The sequence below is a fragment of the Paenibacillus sp. N119s genome, assembly GCF_059447605.1.
This window is the reverse complement of the sequence record NZ_JCAJRU010000127.1, coordinates 1-14,685: the sequence shown is the minus strand read 5'-3', so window position 1 is coordinate 14,685 and position 14,685 is coordinate 1. Positions and strand designations below refer to the sequence as shown.

11 protein-coding genes are annotated in these 14,685 nt (G+C 45.6%); 9 read left to right on the top strand and 2 right to left on the bottom strand.

What is annotated here, in order from left to right; translation table 11 throughout:
* The 9 genes from AC5V8P_RS15280 to lacZ all read left to right on the top strand — a co-directional run.
* Nucleotides 1-943 (top strand): NmrA family NAD(P)-binding protein (locus tag AC5V8P_RS15280; protein WP_495473708.1); only part of this gene is annotated, 943 nt, incomplete at its 5' end.
* Between the two features lie 200 nt (nucleotides 944-1,143).
* On the top strand, nucleotides 1,144-1,488 hold the full coding sequence (locus AC5V8P_RS15275) for a ClbS/DfsB family four-helix bundle protein (protein ID WP_063206744.1): 345 nt from the start codon (nucleotides 1,144-1,146) through the stop codon (nucleotides 1,486-1,488).
* 75 nt (nucleotides 1,489-1,563) lie between these two features.
* A complete protein-coding gene (gene udk / locus AC5V8P_RS15270) occupies nucleotides 1,564-2,199 on the top strand; it encodes a uridine kinase (RefSeq protein WP_013368919.1) in 636 nt (211 codons plus the stop codon).
* Nucleotides 2,200-2,433: 234 nt separating this feature from the next.
* Nucleotides 2,434-3,999: a response regulator transcription factor gene (locus tag AC5V8P_RS15265; RefSeq protein ID WP_064795605.1), complete on the top strand. Its 1,566-nt coding sequence runs from the start codon at nucleotides 2,434-2,436 to the stop codon at nucleotides 3,997-3,999.
* 43 nt (nucleotides 4,000-4,042) lie between these two features.
* The gene (locus AC5V8P_RS15260) at nucleotides 4,043-5,857 is read left to right on the top strand and encodes a cache domain-containing sensor histidine kinase (protein WP_064795604.1); all 1,815 of its coding nucleotides are present in this window, start codon (nucleotides 4,043-4,045) and stop codon (nucleotides 5,855-5,857) included.
* A gap of 338 nt (nucleotides 5,858-6,195) precedes the next feature.
* Nucleotides 6,196-7,485, top strand: coding sequence for an ABC transporter substrate-binding protein (locus AC5V8P_RS15255; RefSeq protein WP_064795603.1), 1,290 nt, complete (start codon nucleotides 6,196-6,198; stop codon nucleotides 7,483-7,485).
* 101 nt (nucleotides 7,486-7,586) lie between these two features.
* Nucleotides 7,587-8,483, top strand: a complete 897-nt coding sequence (locus tag AC5V8P_RS15250; RefSeq protein WP_016820161.1) for a carbohydrate ABC transporter permease — start codon at nucleotides 7,587-7,589, stop codon at nucleotides 8,481-8,483.
* A complete protein-coding gene (locus AC5V8P_RS15245; protein WP_064795602.1) occupies nucleotides 8,480-9,304 on the top strand; it encodes a carbohydrate ABC transporter permease in 825 nt (274 codons plus the stop codon). Before AC5V8P_RS15250 ends, AC5V8P_RS15245 begins: the two co-directional genes overlap by 4 nt.
* A 52-nt stretch (nucleotides 9,305-9,356) precedes the next feature.
* Complete coding sequence (gene lacZ, locus AC5V8P_RS15240) at nucleotides 9,357-12,401, top strand: beta-galactosidase, LacZ type (protein ID WP_064795601.1); 3,045 nt, start codon at nucleotides 9,357-9,359, stop codon at nucleotides 12,399-12,401.
* An 88-nt stretch (nucleotides 12,402-12,489) separates the two neighbouring features.
* On the opposite strand, the gene AC5V8P_RS15235 is transcribed toward lacZ, so the two are convergent.
* Both AC5V8P_RS15235 and AC5V8P_RS15230 read right to left on the bottom strand, forming a co-directional pair.
* Nucleotides 12,490-13,428: a YwqG family protein gene (locus tag AC5V8P_RS15235; protein ID WP_064795600.1), complete on the bottom strand. Its 939-nt coding sequence runs from the start codon at nucleotides 13,426-13,428 to the stop codon at nucleotides 12,490-12,492.
* 117 nt (nucleotides 13,429-13,545) lie between these two features.
* On the bottom strand, nucleotides 13,546-14,439 hold the full coding sequence (locus AC5V8P_RS15230) for an AraC family transcriptional regulator (protein ID WP_064795599.1): 894 nt from the start codon (nucleotides 14,437-14,439) through the stop codon (nucleotides 13,546-13,548).
* Nucleotides 14,440-14,685 lie beyond the last annotated feature (246 nt).

Here is a 14,685-nt window from a genome sequence, read left to right as displayed (position 1 = left end):
AGGAGTAGATGGTCAATTAGCAAGTCGCGTAGCAGAAACTGTTCTTGATGAAGTAGATGGTCACAATCTAACTTTCACTTGCATGAAAAAAGATAGAATCCCCAAAGCTAGGGTTCAACGTTGGGAAAATGCAGGAGTAAAAATCTTTGAAATTAATTATGATGACATTCCATCAATGGAACGAGCATTCAAAAATGGTGATCGTATTTATATTGTCTCGGGTCTTGAAGTAGGCAAAAGAGTACAACAACACAAAAATGCGATTGATACGGCAATTAAAGCAGGAATCTCTCACATCACATATAGTTCTTTTATCGGTGCAACGGATCCAAAATATGCTCACGTTTTTGTAACTCCAGACCATACAGCGACTGAAAATTACTTAAAGTCAACAGGTATTGCCTATAATGCAATGAGAAATAATTTATATCTAGAGAACTATCTGACCATGTATCCTATGTTAGCACTAATGTCTGATAATAAATGGTTAAGCACTGCTGGTGAAGGCCGAGCCACTTTAGTTCACAAAGATGACTGTGCAAGAGCCGCAGCCGCAGCTCTCCTTGGAAAAGGCGAAGACAACAAGGCTTATAACATTGTAGGGTCAGAGTCTGTTTCTGTAAGAGATCTTTGTAACCTAATTAAAGAAATTTCTTGTAAAGATCTTGAGTACATTCCTGTCAATCCAGAGCAATATTATGAATACTTGAAAAAGTTACACATTCCCAAAGAAATTACAGGAGATTTCTCTCAATCACCTGTTCCATTCTGTGGCGAAGATCTCATGACAACTGATGCTAGCATTAAAGAAGGTCTTTTAAACGTCGAGTCTAATGCAATTGAATTATTGACTGGACAAAAACCAAAGACAGCTAAAGATATTGTCGAAAAATATAAATATATTTGGGAAGAAAATATCCAAAACTGGCGAGACATGAAATAAAATCTTTAAACACCATCTACACCGTTCTGCGCCAAGTAACGGTGCATTCTCTCTGTGCAAATCAATTGTAAATGCCAGGTATGAGCCCGCACAATGCGGGCTCAATATTTTTATTTTTAAATAAGACATACGGTTGTCATATTGAGAATGGTACATATAAAGGAGTTAGTATCACCCATATCATGTTAAGGAGCGATTAGATGTCCAGTTACGACTACGCTTCCAAATTGGAGTTAAAAGAAGCCATTCATGCGTCTTACTTACTTTTCGACAATGAGTTCCAAGAGATCGACGAATCCCTCAAGGATACTCGAATAGCCGAAGTAGATAAAACACCTGCCGAAATGATTGCCTACCAGCTCGGATGGCTGGATTGGGTGGACACACTCAGTCATGAGGAGCTGTTCACCCAGGGCATTCACAAGTGGACAGGGACTAATCCAAATTGGCCTATGGCGAGATGGATTCATATCAATTCCGTAGCACCGTTCAAAACATTCAGGGCCAAGATCCGGAAATGGAAGAAATACAACGTGCAACATTGATGAAAAAAAGCGTGCATTGTGCTACAATACTTGAGTTGTATCGGGATACATTTAGGGAAGGGTAAGTGAAACGCCATGCTAATTATTGGTATTGCCGGCGGTACAGGTTCCGGTAAATCGACGGTCGCACGCGCCGTCGTTGAGCGTCTGGGATCTAATAAAGTGACTTTCATATCTCAGGATAACTACTATAAAGACCATTCACATCTGAGTTATGACGAACGTGCTTTGGTCAACTATGATCATCCGTTTGCCTTTGACAACGACTTGCTGATTGAGCATCTCCAATGTCTGAAAAAAGGACAAGCGACTCAAGCGCCCGTATATGACTTTACGGTTCATGCCCGCTCCACGGACGAGACGGTAGAGCTTCTGCCCAATCATATCGTTATGTTGGAAGGTCTGCACGTACTGTCAGACGAAAAGCTCCGCAGCCTGCTTGATATTAAGGTATTTGTGGATACGGATCCTGATGTTCGCATTCTCCGTCGAGTTCTTCGTGATATTGAGGAACGTGGGCGCACCATCCATTCGATCCATGATCACTATTTGACGACGGTTAAGCCAATGCACGAAGCATTTATTGAGCCTTCCAAGAAATACGCCGACCTGATCCTGCCTGAGGGCGGACATAACGAGGTTGGCATTCAACTGCTGTCTATTTTGACTGAAAAATATTTGGCAGGAGATCGGACCTGGGGTACTGTATAAAATCCCGGTTGTCCAGGCTGTCGAGATCTTCTCGGCAGCCTTTTTTGGTCTTTTATATGCCATTGGAACTAAATTATCTTTGGAATCGCCGTGTCGTTTATGTTAGCATGTAAAGATTATATGCTTTAGATTTTAGTTAAAGTTGGAAGCGTTATCAAGTGTGTCTGTCAGACGATCAGGCCCTCGCCTTAATGGCGTCTTTTTTGAATAGATTTAATTATGGAGAGTGCTGCCATGAATGAGCTATGCAACATTTTGATTGTAGATGATGAGATATTGGTACGACAAGGGATCAAACATCATTTGTCGTGGGAACAATACGGATTTCGAATTGTTGGTGAAGCCTCTAACGGGAAAGAAGCCCTGGAGCTGATTGAAGCCTTGCGTCCTCATATTGTCATTACAGATATCGTAATGCCGATCATGGACGGCGAAGAGCTGACACGCATCGTCAGACAGAGCTATCCAGATATCGAAGTCATTGTGCTCAGCAGCTACGGCGAGTTTAACTACGTGCGCTCCACCTTTCAGCAAGGTGTGGCTGACTATATTTTGAAGCCCAAGCTGGACACAGATGAGCTGCTTCAGGTGCTCCAGCGAACGGCCCGCAAAATTCCATCCATTCAGTATCAGGAAGATGCTGGTGGTAATCAAATTACGATAGACCATGTGATTGAAAAATTGATCTCCGGCTATAGCATAGATTATGACGCCGAGCTGCTGAAGCAAGCATTTCCTTATACCCGTTTTGCGCTCATAGGTATAGAACAGTCGGCACAGCAGAATACAGTGCGCTCTACCACTACCTCTGCTTCGAACCTATTTTCCAAGCTTACAGATCGAGTAGCCTCTGCCTGTGAACACGTGGTTCTGCGACAACTGCCATCTGATGTGTATGCGGCTGTTTTTTTAGCCAATCTGGAGCCGTGGGAAGTAGACTCCTGGATGGCTGCAGTTAGAGAATTGGCTCAAGATACGAAGCAGATTGATTCACAGACAGGCTGGGCGGTCAGTCATTTATTTGATGATTTTAATCAAATTAGCAATGTCTATCAGGATGAACTGCCGAAGCTGCTAAGCTACCGCTTTTATTTCCCGGAGACAGCACTGCTCATAGAAGATGAACTCCCTCAGCCTGTTCAGGTGAACAGTTCGTTTAATTTAAAACAGTTTACGGAAGAGATGAAGCGCGAGCATTTTGAGACAGCTTTTCAGGATTTAAGATCCTATGTAGCCGCCATGTCTCGCAACTATTCCTCTACCGCCTTTGAATTCAAGTCACTGCTCGGAAACATCGTGTTCAACATTACGATTTTGCTCGGGAATCAGGGGTATGATATGAAGGAACTGGATGCGGCCAAATATTCCTATTTCAAAAAAATTAATGATGCTCCTCATGTACATGAAGCCGTGCGGCTGCTGGGGGCCTTTTTGGAGGAAGCGAACAGGCAGATCATGGCCAAAACACAGCAAGCAAGTAGTGCAGGCATGAAAAAACTGCTGGAGTATATCGAAGAACATCATGCTGAAACACTCAATTTGACGACACTCGGGCAATATTTCCATTTCAATCCCTCTTATTTGTCCAGTTATTTTACGGCACATCATACAGAGGGGTTTAGTGAGTATCTGAACAAAATCCGAGTTGAAAAGGCTGCTGAATTACTGCGATCAGGTACGATGCCCATTTCAGATATTAGCAGCACAGTAGGTTATTCGGACCCCAGCTATTTTACTAAAGTGTTCAAGAAACTGAAGGGGGACTCGCCCAGCCAGTACCGCCGTGAGCATCTCCATTAGAGAGCAAGCGCATATCTGCGAGCAGAAAAGAGATAGATAGCATATGAAAAGATATATTCACAAGATCAAATATCAAGGTCTGTTCTTCAAAATCTTTATTGTTATGGTGGTCAGCATCACGGCGGTGTCCTTGCTGACCTCTTTGGTGACGATTCGAATGTCTGAACAACTCTTCGCTGAAACATTCAGTATTACGAATGCCAAGGTGCTTAGCCAGATTCAGTCCAGCTTTGAATCCTTCAATGACTCTATCGTGAATGCTGTAACCCACGCTTCGGAAAATGGAACCGTCAAAAACTATTTGACTGGCGGTCAATCTGACTCGATTAATTCAGCAAGAATTTACTTTGGTATGGCACAGCAAATGAAGCAAATCAAATCGAACGTCGATGCTTATGATGTTGGTGTCACTGTAACAGGCATGAATGGACGGAGCTTTTACTCCGATTCGTCCTATTGGCCTGTAAGTGCGGAACAGCTTAAAAGCAGTGCCATTACAGCCCGAAGCGTGGCACGACCTGCCCAGCTTATGTACCAGATGGATACGGAGTTGTTTCATCGACAAATGAGTAGCACTGCACAGAAGCCAACTCCCTATATTATCGCATCCAAAGTATTTATGGAGCGAACGAGCGGCACCATGTACGGTATGATCTACATCGCTATCCGAGAGCCGGAATTCCGGCGTTTTTATAACAATTTCACGAGTAACGGGAATGATGTGCTGATCTTGGACAAGACGGGATTGATTGTATCCAGCAACCGCCAGGACCTGATCGGACAACGCTCTAGTGAGCTGCTGGGCTATGCCACCAAAATCAATGAACAGGAACTGAACTATATTAATGCGGACGTGATGAATAAGGAGAGTATTGTCCTTTCCAACTATATTCCTTCATTTGATTTTTATCTGGTGAACATGATCGATAGACAAACTGCGATTGGACAAATTATTGACGTTAAATCTGTGGTATGGATCTGCATCGCCATTGTACTGATTGCTTTGGTGATTGTTTTCCTCATTTCCCGCCGCCTGATCCGTTCACTAACTCGGCTGGTCAAGCAAATGTCGACGATACGCGAGAAAAATTTTGATAATTATATCCCGGTCACAGGCAGCTACGAGGTCAGACAATTAAGTCATGCTTACAACTATATGCTCGATGAACTAAATGATTATATTCGTAAGCTTTTAGAAACGCAAAAAGGCCAACGCAATGCAGAACTTGCTGCACTACAACGACAGATCAATCCACATTTTCTGTACAATACATTGGCTTCCATCAAAATGCTAGTGCTCAAGGGAAACAAGGAAACCGCCGCCGAGACGATTAATGCACTCATTTCCCTGCTGCAAAATACCATCAGCAATGTGAGCGAAACGATCACTATCGAGCAGGAAATGGCCAACATGCAAAATTATGTATTTATTAATCATGTGCGTTACGGGCAGCGGGTACAAGTGAATTATTTTGTATCACCCGATTGTCTGGAGTATCATGTGCCCAAGCTCATCATCCAGCCTTTTATCGAAAACTCTTTTTTTCATGCATTTAATGAGAAAAATACAGGGAACATCTACATTTTGGTGTCCAAAACGGAGGATACCTTGATCTGTGAGGTAGTTGACGATGGAGACGGTATGGATTTGGATGGGCATACAGCGCAAGACGGACTGCCGAATCCTAAGAGCAAACGCCAACTATTTACGGGCATCGGCATCCAGAATGTACACAATCGCATTACCCTGCTGTATGGAGAAGAATATGGGGTGACCATCTCCAGTAAGAAGGGCGAGGGCACCAAAGTTAGAATGACCCTGCCACTGATCATAAAACCCGCCCCTCCTACCTCATAAAAAATATAGGCTGAACTAAACAAAGAAGAAGGTGAAACAAAAACGGAGTGGGCGGAATAATTCTGTACGCGATGGGAAACACCATCCGGTCGCGCAGTGGCGCTTCGTGAACAACTTTAGTTCAGTCTATAAAAAATACCTAAACCTAAAGAAAGTACAAATGTAAGCGGTACCTTTTTGGATAAATCATAATAATAAGACCAATCTGTATAAAGATATTCCTAACTGCCAGCAAAGCAAGGATGATAAACTAAATTCATAAACAAGGTAACCGCTTTCAATAGAAGTTTTACATCATGGTTAGCCACATATAAAAAAAAGAGTAGGGGTTGAATAAAATGAAAAAAATGTCTTTCCTTCTGCTGATTGCAAGCTTGATCTTGCTCTCCGCATGCTCCAGCAATTCTGAAAAAGCAGCTACGACTACAGATTCAGGCAAGAAAGAAATTACAGTCTGGGCTTGGGACCCGAACTTTAATATCGCAGCCCTGAAGCTGGCAAAAGATCGCTATGTTGCCAAACATCCCGATGTAACCGTAAACATTGTTGAATATGCTCAAAACGACATCGTACAAAAAATGAATGCCGGCCTCAACTCCGGTTCTACCAAAGGATTGCCGAACGTAGTCCTGATCGAGGATTACCGTGCACAGAACTTCCTGCAGGCTTATCCCGACTCATTTCATGATATGAGCAGCTCGATCAAAGCCTCCGACTTCGCTGATTATAAAATCGGACCGACCAGCTTCAACGGCAAGCAGTACGGAGTTCCTTTCGACTCTGGCGTTATGGGATTGTATGTAAGAACAGATTATCTGGAACAAGCCGGCTACAAAGTGGAAGACTTGACCAATATTGATTGGGACAAGTTTATTGAAATCGGTAAAGCTGTAAAACAAAAAACAGGCAAAGATATGCTGACTCAAGATCCGAATGACCTCGGTCTGATCCGTGGTATGATCCAATCCGCAGGTTCTTGGTACCTGAAAGAAGACGGCAAAACACCAAACCTGGCTGGCAACCCAGCTCTAAAAGAAGCGCTCTTGACGTACAAAGCCTTGTTTGACGCCAACATTGTTAAAATGAATGCCGACTGGAGTCAGTTCCTGGCCGCGTTCAACAGCGGTGCAGTTGCTTCCGTACCTACAGGTAACTGGATTACACCTTCGATTAAGGCTGAAGCTTCGCAATCCGGTAAATGGGCTGTTGTTCCTTTCCCTAAACTGAAAAATATACCTGAATCCGTGAATGCTTCCAGCCTCGGCGGCAGCTCCTGGTATGTCCTCAACTCGGACGGTCAAGATACCGCTGCTGATTTCCTGAAAGAAACATTCGGTTCCGATCCGGAGCTGTATCAAGATATGCTGAGCAAAATCGGAATTGTCGGTTCATTGAACGCAGCTTCCAGCGGTAAAGCTTACGACGTGGAAGATGCTTACTTCGGTGGCGACAAAGTATACAAGAAGTTTGCTGATTGGACTAAACAAGTTCCAAAAGTCAACTATGGCCTGCACACGTATGCCATTGAGGACATCATGACCGTTGAAATTCAAAACTATCTGAACGGAAAAGATGTAGACACAGTTCTGAAGGACGCTCAAGGACAAGCGGAAGCACAGCTTAAATAAGACAGTCCATCTAGCCAAGGCTAAACAATAAAACGATAAGCACTTAAAACCTTGGGCTTGCGAGTTCAAGGTTTTATTGCTGCATAGGGAGTTGACATGGTATGAAGACAGCCGCGCCCAAAATGACTACAACACGTCTTAAAGCAGGTATGACAGGATGGTTGTTCATATCCATCGCAGTAATCATGATTGCCGCTTTTTATTTCTATCCGATGATCCAGGCGCTCATCTTATCCTTTAAGACGGGTACAGGTTCTAATCTGAGCTTTAACGGCATTGATAACTACAAGCGTCTGTTCACCGACAAAATGTTCATCACCGCCGTGAAGAACACGTTTATCTACTTAATTTTCCAAGTACCTTTAATGGTCATTTTGGCTCTGTTTATTTCCGTATTGTTGAATGATAAAAACCTCAAATTCAAAGGCTTTTTCCGCACCGCCATCTTCTTGCCGTGTATCACATCTCTTGTAGCCTATTCGGTTGTTTTCAAGTATCTGTTCTCGGCCGACGGCTTGGTAAACTCCTTATTGCTGAATCTGCACGTGATTGGCACGCCAATCCAATGGATTACAGATCCCTTCTGGGCCAAGGTAACGATTATTATTGCGATCACATGGCGCTGGACCGGGTACAACATGATCTTTTACCTGTCAGGTCTTCAGAACATTGATAGTTCTATCTACGAAGCAGCCCGTATTGACGGAGCTTCCCCGATTCGGCAGTTTTTCAGTATTACCGTTCCATTGCTTAAGCCAATTATCCTGTTCACCTCGATTACATCGACGATTGGTACACTCCAGCTCTTCGATGAAATTATGAATATTACCAAAGGTGGTCCAGGTAACGCGACATCTTCTATTTCGCAATATATTTATAATTTGTCCTTCAAGTATTCATCCGACTTTGGTTATGCGGCGACCGTATCTTATTCCATCGTCATTATGATCATTATCTTGTCGATTATCCAGTTTAAAGTGGCAGGTGAGAAAAAATGATGAAAACAAAAGGAGTATTTACGTACGCCTTTCTGATTCTTGTGTCATTCGTTTCGATTTTTCCGTTCCTGTGGATGATATCCAGCTCCACGAATCTGTCGGTTGATGTGACGAAAGGCAGACTGCTGCCAGGCTCCCATCTGATGGATAACATGCACAATCTGCTAGAACAAGTAGACATCGTTACAGCACTGAGCAATTCTGCAAAGGTTTCCATTTCAACGACGTTGCTGGCTATGCTCATCGCATCACTGGCTGGCTATGGCTTTGAAATTTACAGAAGCAAAGCGAAAGACGTGGTCTTCAATATCCTGCTGATGTCGATGATGATTCCGTTTGCGGCCATCATGATCCCGCTTTACCGGATGTTCGGCAGCATTTCTAATGTCATACCGTGGATCGGCATTGACACGCTCTCTTCGGTCGTAATTCCGACCGTAACTACGGCGTTCCTGATCTTCTTTTTCCGCCAAAGCACCAAGATGTTTCCCAAGGATCTACTGGAAGCAGGTCGTATGGATGGATTATCCGAGCTGGGTCTGTTCTTCCGGGTGTATATGCCTACGATGAAAACAACCTACGCCGCTGCCGCGATCATTACGTTCATGTCCAGCTGGAACAACTATCTCTGGCCTCTGATTGTACTGCAAACGCCGGAAAATCAAACCATCCCGCTGTTGATCTCGAACCTTGGCTCCAGCTATTCGCCAGACTACGGCGTGATCATGATCGCCATCGTCCTGTCCACACTGCCGACTGCACTGGTATTCTTCCTGATGCAGAAGCACTTTGTCGCTGGTATGGTAGGCTCGGTAAAATAACAGATTGCTATGTACGGCCTTCATTCAATTTTAAAAATAAGGAGTGTTCGCCTTGACCATTCATACCCCTAGTTTGGACTGGCTCACCGATGTGACCAAGTTCGCGGTAAATCGTTTGCCAGCCTATTCCGATCACAAATATTACGCTACGCTTCAGGAAGCAGAGCGCCAGGCCGATATGGCCTGGCGCCACAGCCTGAATGGGAGCTGGAAGTTCAACTATACGACGAACCCAGCCACTCGCCCAGCAGAGTTCTATGCCCCTGACTTTGAGCATGGCGGCTGGAGCGATATTCAGGTGCCGGGTCATATTCAGACGCAAGGCTACGGCCAAATGCAGTACGCCAATACGATGTACCCATGGGACGGACATTCGGATGTTCGCCCGCCTCATATTCCACAAGACCACAATCCGGTCGGCAGCTATATCAAAAGCTTTGTTTTGCCCGAAAACATGGTTTCTGACACGCAGCCTGTGTTCATTTCTTTTCAAGGCGTCGAGTCAGCCTTCTATGTATGGCTGAACGGGCAATTTGTCGGCTATAGCGAGGACAGCTTTACACCGTCTGACTTTGAGCTAACCCCCTACCTGCAAGCTGGCCAAAATAAGCTGGCAGTAGAGGTATATCAAAGAAGCACGGGAGCTTGGCTGGAAGATCAGGATTTCTGGCGTTTTTCCGGCATTTTCAGAGATGTATATCTGTACACGATTCCTACTGTCCATGTACGTGACCTGCATGCCAAGGCCGATCTGGATGCTACCTACACGCAGGGTCTGCTGGAATTGAAACTAACTTTGGAACAACCAGCAACAGCCCATACAACTGTCGATGTGAAGGATGCCGCTGGTCATATCGTAGCTTCTTTAAAAGCTGACTTTACAGATGGCACCGCTTCGCTGTCAGCAACCTTGGAGCAAGTAGAGCGCTGGAGCGCGGAAAAGCCTTATTTGTATACGTTGTACATTCAAATTTATGATGCTGATGGAACACTCGTCGAGGTGATTCCACAAAAGGTCGGCTTTCGCAAATTCGAGATGGTGAACAAGGTCATGCATCTGAACGGCAAACGCATCGTCTTTAAAGGTGTAAACCGCCATGAATTTAACGCTCGTACCGGACGTGCGATTTCCCGTGAAGATATGCTGTGGGATATTCGGACACTCAAGCAGAACAATATGAATGCTGTACGTACCTCTCATTATCCGAATCAGACGCTGTGGTATGAGCTGTGCGATCAGTACGGAATATACGTGATTGACGAAATGAACCTGGAAACACACGGTTCGTGGCAAAAGCTCGGCGCAGTCGAGCCTTCGTGGAATATTCCCGCCAATCTGCCTGAGTGGCAGGATATCGTTATGGATCGCGCTATTTCCATGCTGGAGCGGGACAAAAACCATGCATCCATTCTGATCTGGTCCTGCGGAAATGAGTCGTATGCAGGTGAAGTGCTGCGCAATGTCGCCAACTATTTCCGATCCACCGATCCGACTCGACTGGTGCACTACGAAGGTGTGTTTCACAATCGTACGTACGATGATATCAGCGATATGGAGAGCCGCATGTACGCCAAACCGGCAGACATCGAGCAATATTTGAACGATAATCCACAAAAGCCGTATATCAGTTGCGAATACATGCATGCGATGGGCAACTCCGTAGGCGGCATGCACAAGTATACCGAGCTGGAGAACAAATACGAGCTGTATCAGGGCGGTTTCATTTGGGATTATATTGATCAGGCGGTTATGAAAAAAGATCGCTACGGACGCGAGTACCTGGCAATCGGCGGCGATTTTGACGACCGTCCAACAGACTATGGATTCTGCACGGACGGGATTGTCTATGCAGACCGGAAGGTTTCACCGAAGATGCAGGAGGTCAAATTCCTGTATCAAAATCTGAAGCTTACCCCGGATCAGGGCGGCGTAACCATTCGCAACGAGAACCTGTTCGAGGGTACGGGAGAATACGAGCTGGTATACAGCCTGCTGCATGAGGGTCAAGAAATCGTACGAAATGTGGGTCCTGTGGATGTAGCGGCTCAGACCGACGCCTATGTTCCACTCACGTTCCCAAGTACAGACGGGAAGCCCGGAGAATATGTCATTCACACGGCGCTTGTATTAAAGGAAGCGACACTCTGGGCTGAGGCTGGGCATGAAGTAGCCTTCGGACAGCATATTTTCATTGTGGAAGATCCAAATCCGCTGAAAGCCCCAATAGGTAAAGCCCTGCGAGTGGTGCATGGCGATGTCAATATCGGCGTTCACGGCACGGATTTCACCATCATGTTCTCCAAAGGAGCAGGCAGCCTGACTTCACTTCGCTACGCTGGGCGTGAGATGATTGCTACGCCTCCTGCCCCGTTGTTCTGGCGAGCAACCACAGACAATGATCGGGGAACTGCACTGGGCTTTGAAGCCGGTGGCTGGTTCGCTGCAAGTCTGACACGTAAATGCGTGGGCATCGAGGTTACGGAAGAGCAGACAGACCGTGTGACCATTACGTTCCGCTACACCCTAAGCATTCATGCTGACGTACAGGTAACGGTAGCCTACACTGTTTTGGCCGACGGCAGTCTGAACGTAAAATCCACCTATGAAGGGGTGCCAGGGCTGCCTAACCTGCCGATCTTTGCCCTTTCGTTCAAAGTTCCGGCAGACTATCGCCATCTGGACTGGTATGCGATGGGACCAGAGGAGAATTACATCGACCGGGCCTTCGGCGCAAGACTCGGCGTATTCCGCAACAAGGCTACGGATAACGTGTCCGGGTATGTCGTGCCACAGGAATCCGGCAACCGTACAGGCGTGCGCCGTGTCGATATTACCGACGATTCCCGGCGAGGTATTCGCATTACCGCACCTGCCACCGCACCAGTGGAATGCAATATTTCACCGTATACAGCGTTTGAGCTGGAAAGTGCAGCCCATCTGTATGAGCTGCCCAATGTGTATTACACCGTTGTCACCGTAGCTGGCAAGCAAATGGGCGTAGGCGGCGACGACAGCTGGGGCGCCCCGGTGCATGAGGAATATCAAATTCCGGCCGATCAAAAGCTGGAGTTCGAGTTTACCGTGCAGCGGATATAAATAAAATCACCGTATAGATAAGTATATGTAATAAAAGCCCTTCCGTAGCTTCCCTGATGGAAAGCCGGAAGGGCTTTTATTCACCCGGCTAGCTTGTAGCCAGATTAACATACGTGCGCGTGAAATCGAGATTTTGCAGATCTCTTTGATCAATAAAAAATTCCAAATACCCTGCGTCCCACCAGCACATACCAACCTCATCCAAAGAAGATACCGAGAGCAGAACATGCCAATTTTCCGAAGCTAGATCGTGCTTTTCCCGGTTCGCCTGGTATTCTTGCAGCTGAGGCAGCACTTCGGATCGCAAATGCTCCGCATACTCCGTACTTCCCCTATGCGTAGCTTGCTCGGCTTCCTTAAGGATCTGATCTTCACTTTTATGCGAGTTAAACAGAAGGCCCTTTAGCCCGTTTTGGCACAGATAAGCATCGCGCCGAGTGTTCCCGGCAAAAGACTGATGCTGCCCCCACACCGTGTCGCTATGTTCATATAGAAGCTCATACAGCTCTTCATGCTCATCTAGCAGAATATCTCCCAGCTCACCCTCCGATGGCAGCGTCAAGATCGGCTGAAAAGAAATAGCATACGAGGTGAAACCCCTGTTCTCGGCACATACTTCAACCTTCCCGGTCGGCGGTAAGGTTTTCTTCAAAGCGCTGCTGTCACCATTATAGTAAAAGACTTTATGGTCAATATCATAAGCTGGCTCATCCAGCCCAAGGAAAAAGTATAATATGCCCTGATGAGGCAATCCCTCGTATGGGGAAAAAGGCATTTCACCCAAATTGATTTGAGCAATAAACGTATAATATTCTCCATCTGAATCACACGGCCACTCGATCGAGGGTGGCAAATCCGGGTAGCCCGCAATTCGGCTATTGCCAACACGCTCGTAATTTTCCTCATGCTCTAGATGAAATTGTATAGCCGCTTGAGCTTCCTGATCGATCTCTTTTTTTAATTCTTCATCAAGTGAATGCTCTTCGAGTATTCGAGTCAGTTCATCCCTTAATGGTGGTTGTAGCATCTGGGCTCGCCCCTTTTATCAAAGTATTATGTATTGATTGCTCTCATTCAAACTCTCCTAAATCAGATTATCAAATTATAGTCTGATAGGCTATGCCTGCCGTGAAGCGGAAATGAGCTAGACATTGTTCATAAATGTTTTGTGATAGGCATTCCGATACTGTGAAGGAGTCATATGGACGCTCTTTTTAAACAATCGCATAAAATACTTCTCGTCCGTGTATCCCGCTTCCTCCGCCACCTGCTTAATGCTCATATCTGTACGGGAAATCAATTCCTTAGCTTTGTTGATTCGAATGCTGTGAATGAACTCCAAGGGACGCATGCCTGTATTTTGCTTGAACAAACGAGATATGTAATCCTTGTTGTAATTGAACTTACGAGCCAGATCGACCACGGTCAGCGGTTCTTCAGCATGAATTCGAGTCCACTCGATAATCTTGTTTATGCTCACATTCCCTTGTGAATGGACGGGATTGGAGATCAGGCGACTGAGAGCCAGCTCAGAGATTTCGATCAGCAGTGAGGTGAACAAATAATTCGCACTGTGATACGTAAGATAATGCGAGTTGGCGACATGTAAAATTTGATTGACGATAATATGAATCCGATCCCCGTTATCGGCCTGTACACTTTGCGGCAAATAGATATCGCCTAGCACGCCATGACGTTGCATAAGCCCATCCATAGCACTTGTTTCCTGCTTCATCTCCTCATTAGATAATACATTCGGGGTCGCCGGCACATCAAAATGAAACCAATAAAATTTAACCCCCGGCAAAGACTCCTGGTATCCTTGGTGCGTACGACCGGGGTACAGCAATAGAATATCCCCTTCCCCTATTTCAAAATCCTCCTGTTCCTCCTGTATATATACCGTCTCTTGGACACCCAGGATCAGCTCAAAGTTCTCAATGGAACGGCTCATATGCTTCCATGACACCTCAGAAACGAACTCGCCTGCCGAGATCAGTTGGATCGGAGTATCTACATTCACTTTCAGATAGGTCATGTTACTGCCTCCTTTGGTTCAGTTCGGATTTGTCCACCTATTGTATGGTTAAGCTACTGACATACCGCGGCTGCAATGCTAAGGTAGTGGATAAATATACACTTTCATCTTAGCTAAGGAGCGATGACTTTGAAAGCACAAGCTTTTGATTTGCATAAAGTAAGCATTGATTCCGGCCCACTTTACCACGCCATGGAGCTGAATGCGACCTATCTGCTGAGCTTGGAACCCGACCGTTTATTGTCG

Bases quoted from the DNA above. Each gene is read 5' to 3' on its own strand.
- udk (WP_013368919.1), top strand. From the start codon at position 1,564: ATGCTAATTATTGGTATTGCCGGCGGTACAGGTTCCGGTAAATCGACG.
- AC5V8P_RS15230 (WP_064795599.1), bottom strand. From the start codon at position 14,439: ATGACCTATCTGAAAGTGAATGTAGATACTCCGATCCAACTGATCTCG.
- AC5V8P_RS15260 (WP_064795604.1), top strand. From the start codon at position 4,043: ATGAAAAGATATATTCACAAGATCAAATATCAAGGTCTGTTCTTCAAA.
- AC5V8P_RS15250 (WP_016820161.1), top strand. From the start codon at position 7,587: ATGAAGACAGCCGCGCCCAAAATGACTACAACACGTCTTAAAGCAGGT.
- AC5V8P_RS15235 (WP_064795600.1), bottom strand. From the start codon at position 13,428: ATGCTACAACCACCATTAAGGGATGAACTGACTCGAATACTCGAAGAG.
- AC5V8P_RS15255 (WP_064795603.1), top strand. From the start codon at position 6,196: ATGAAAAAAATGTCTTTCCTTCTGCTGATTGCAAGCTTGATCTTGCTC.
- AC5V8P_RS15275 (WP_063206744.1), top strand. From the start codon at position 1,144: ATGTCCAGTTACGACTACGCTTCCAAATTGGAGTTAAAAGAAGCCATT.
- AC5V8P_RS15245 (WP_064795602.1), top strand. From the start codon at position 8,480: ATGATGAAAACAAAAGGAGTATTTACGTACGCCTTTCTGATTCTTGTG.
- AC5V8P_RS15265 (WP_064795605.1), top strand. From the start codon at position 2,434: ATGAATGAGCTATGCAACATTTTGATTGTAGATGATGAGATATTGGTA.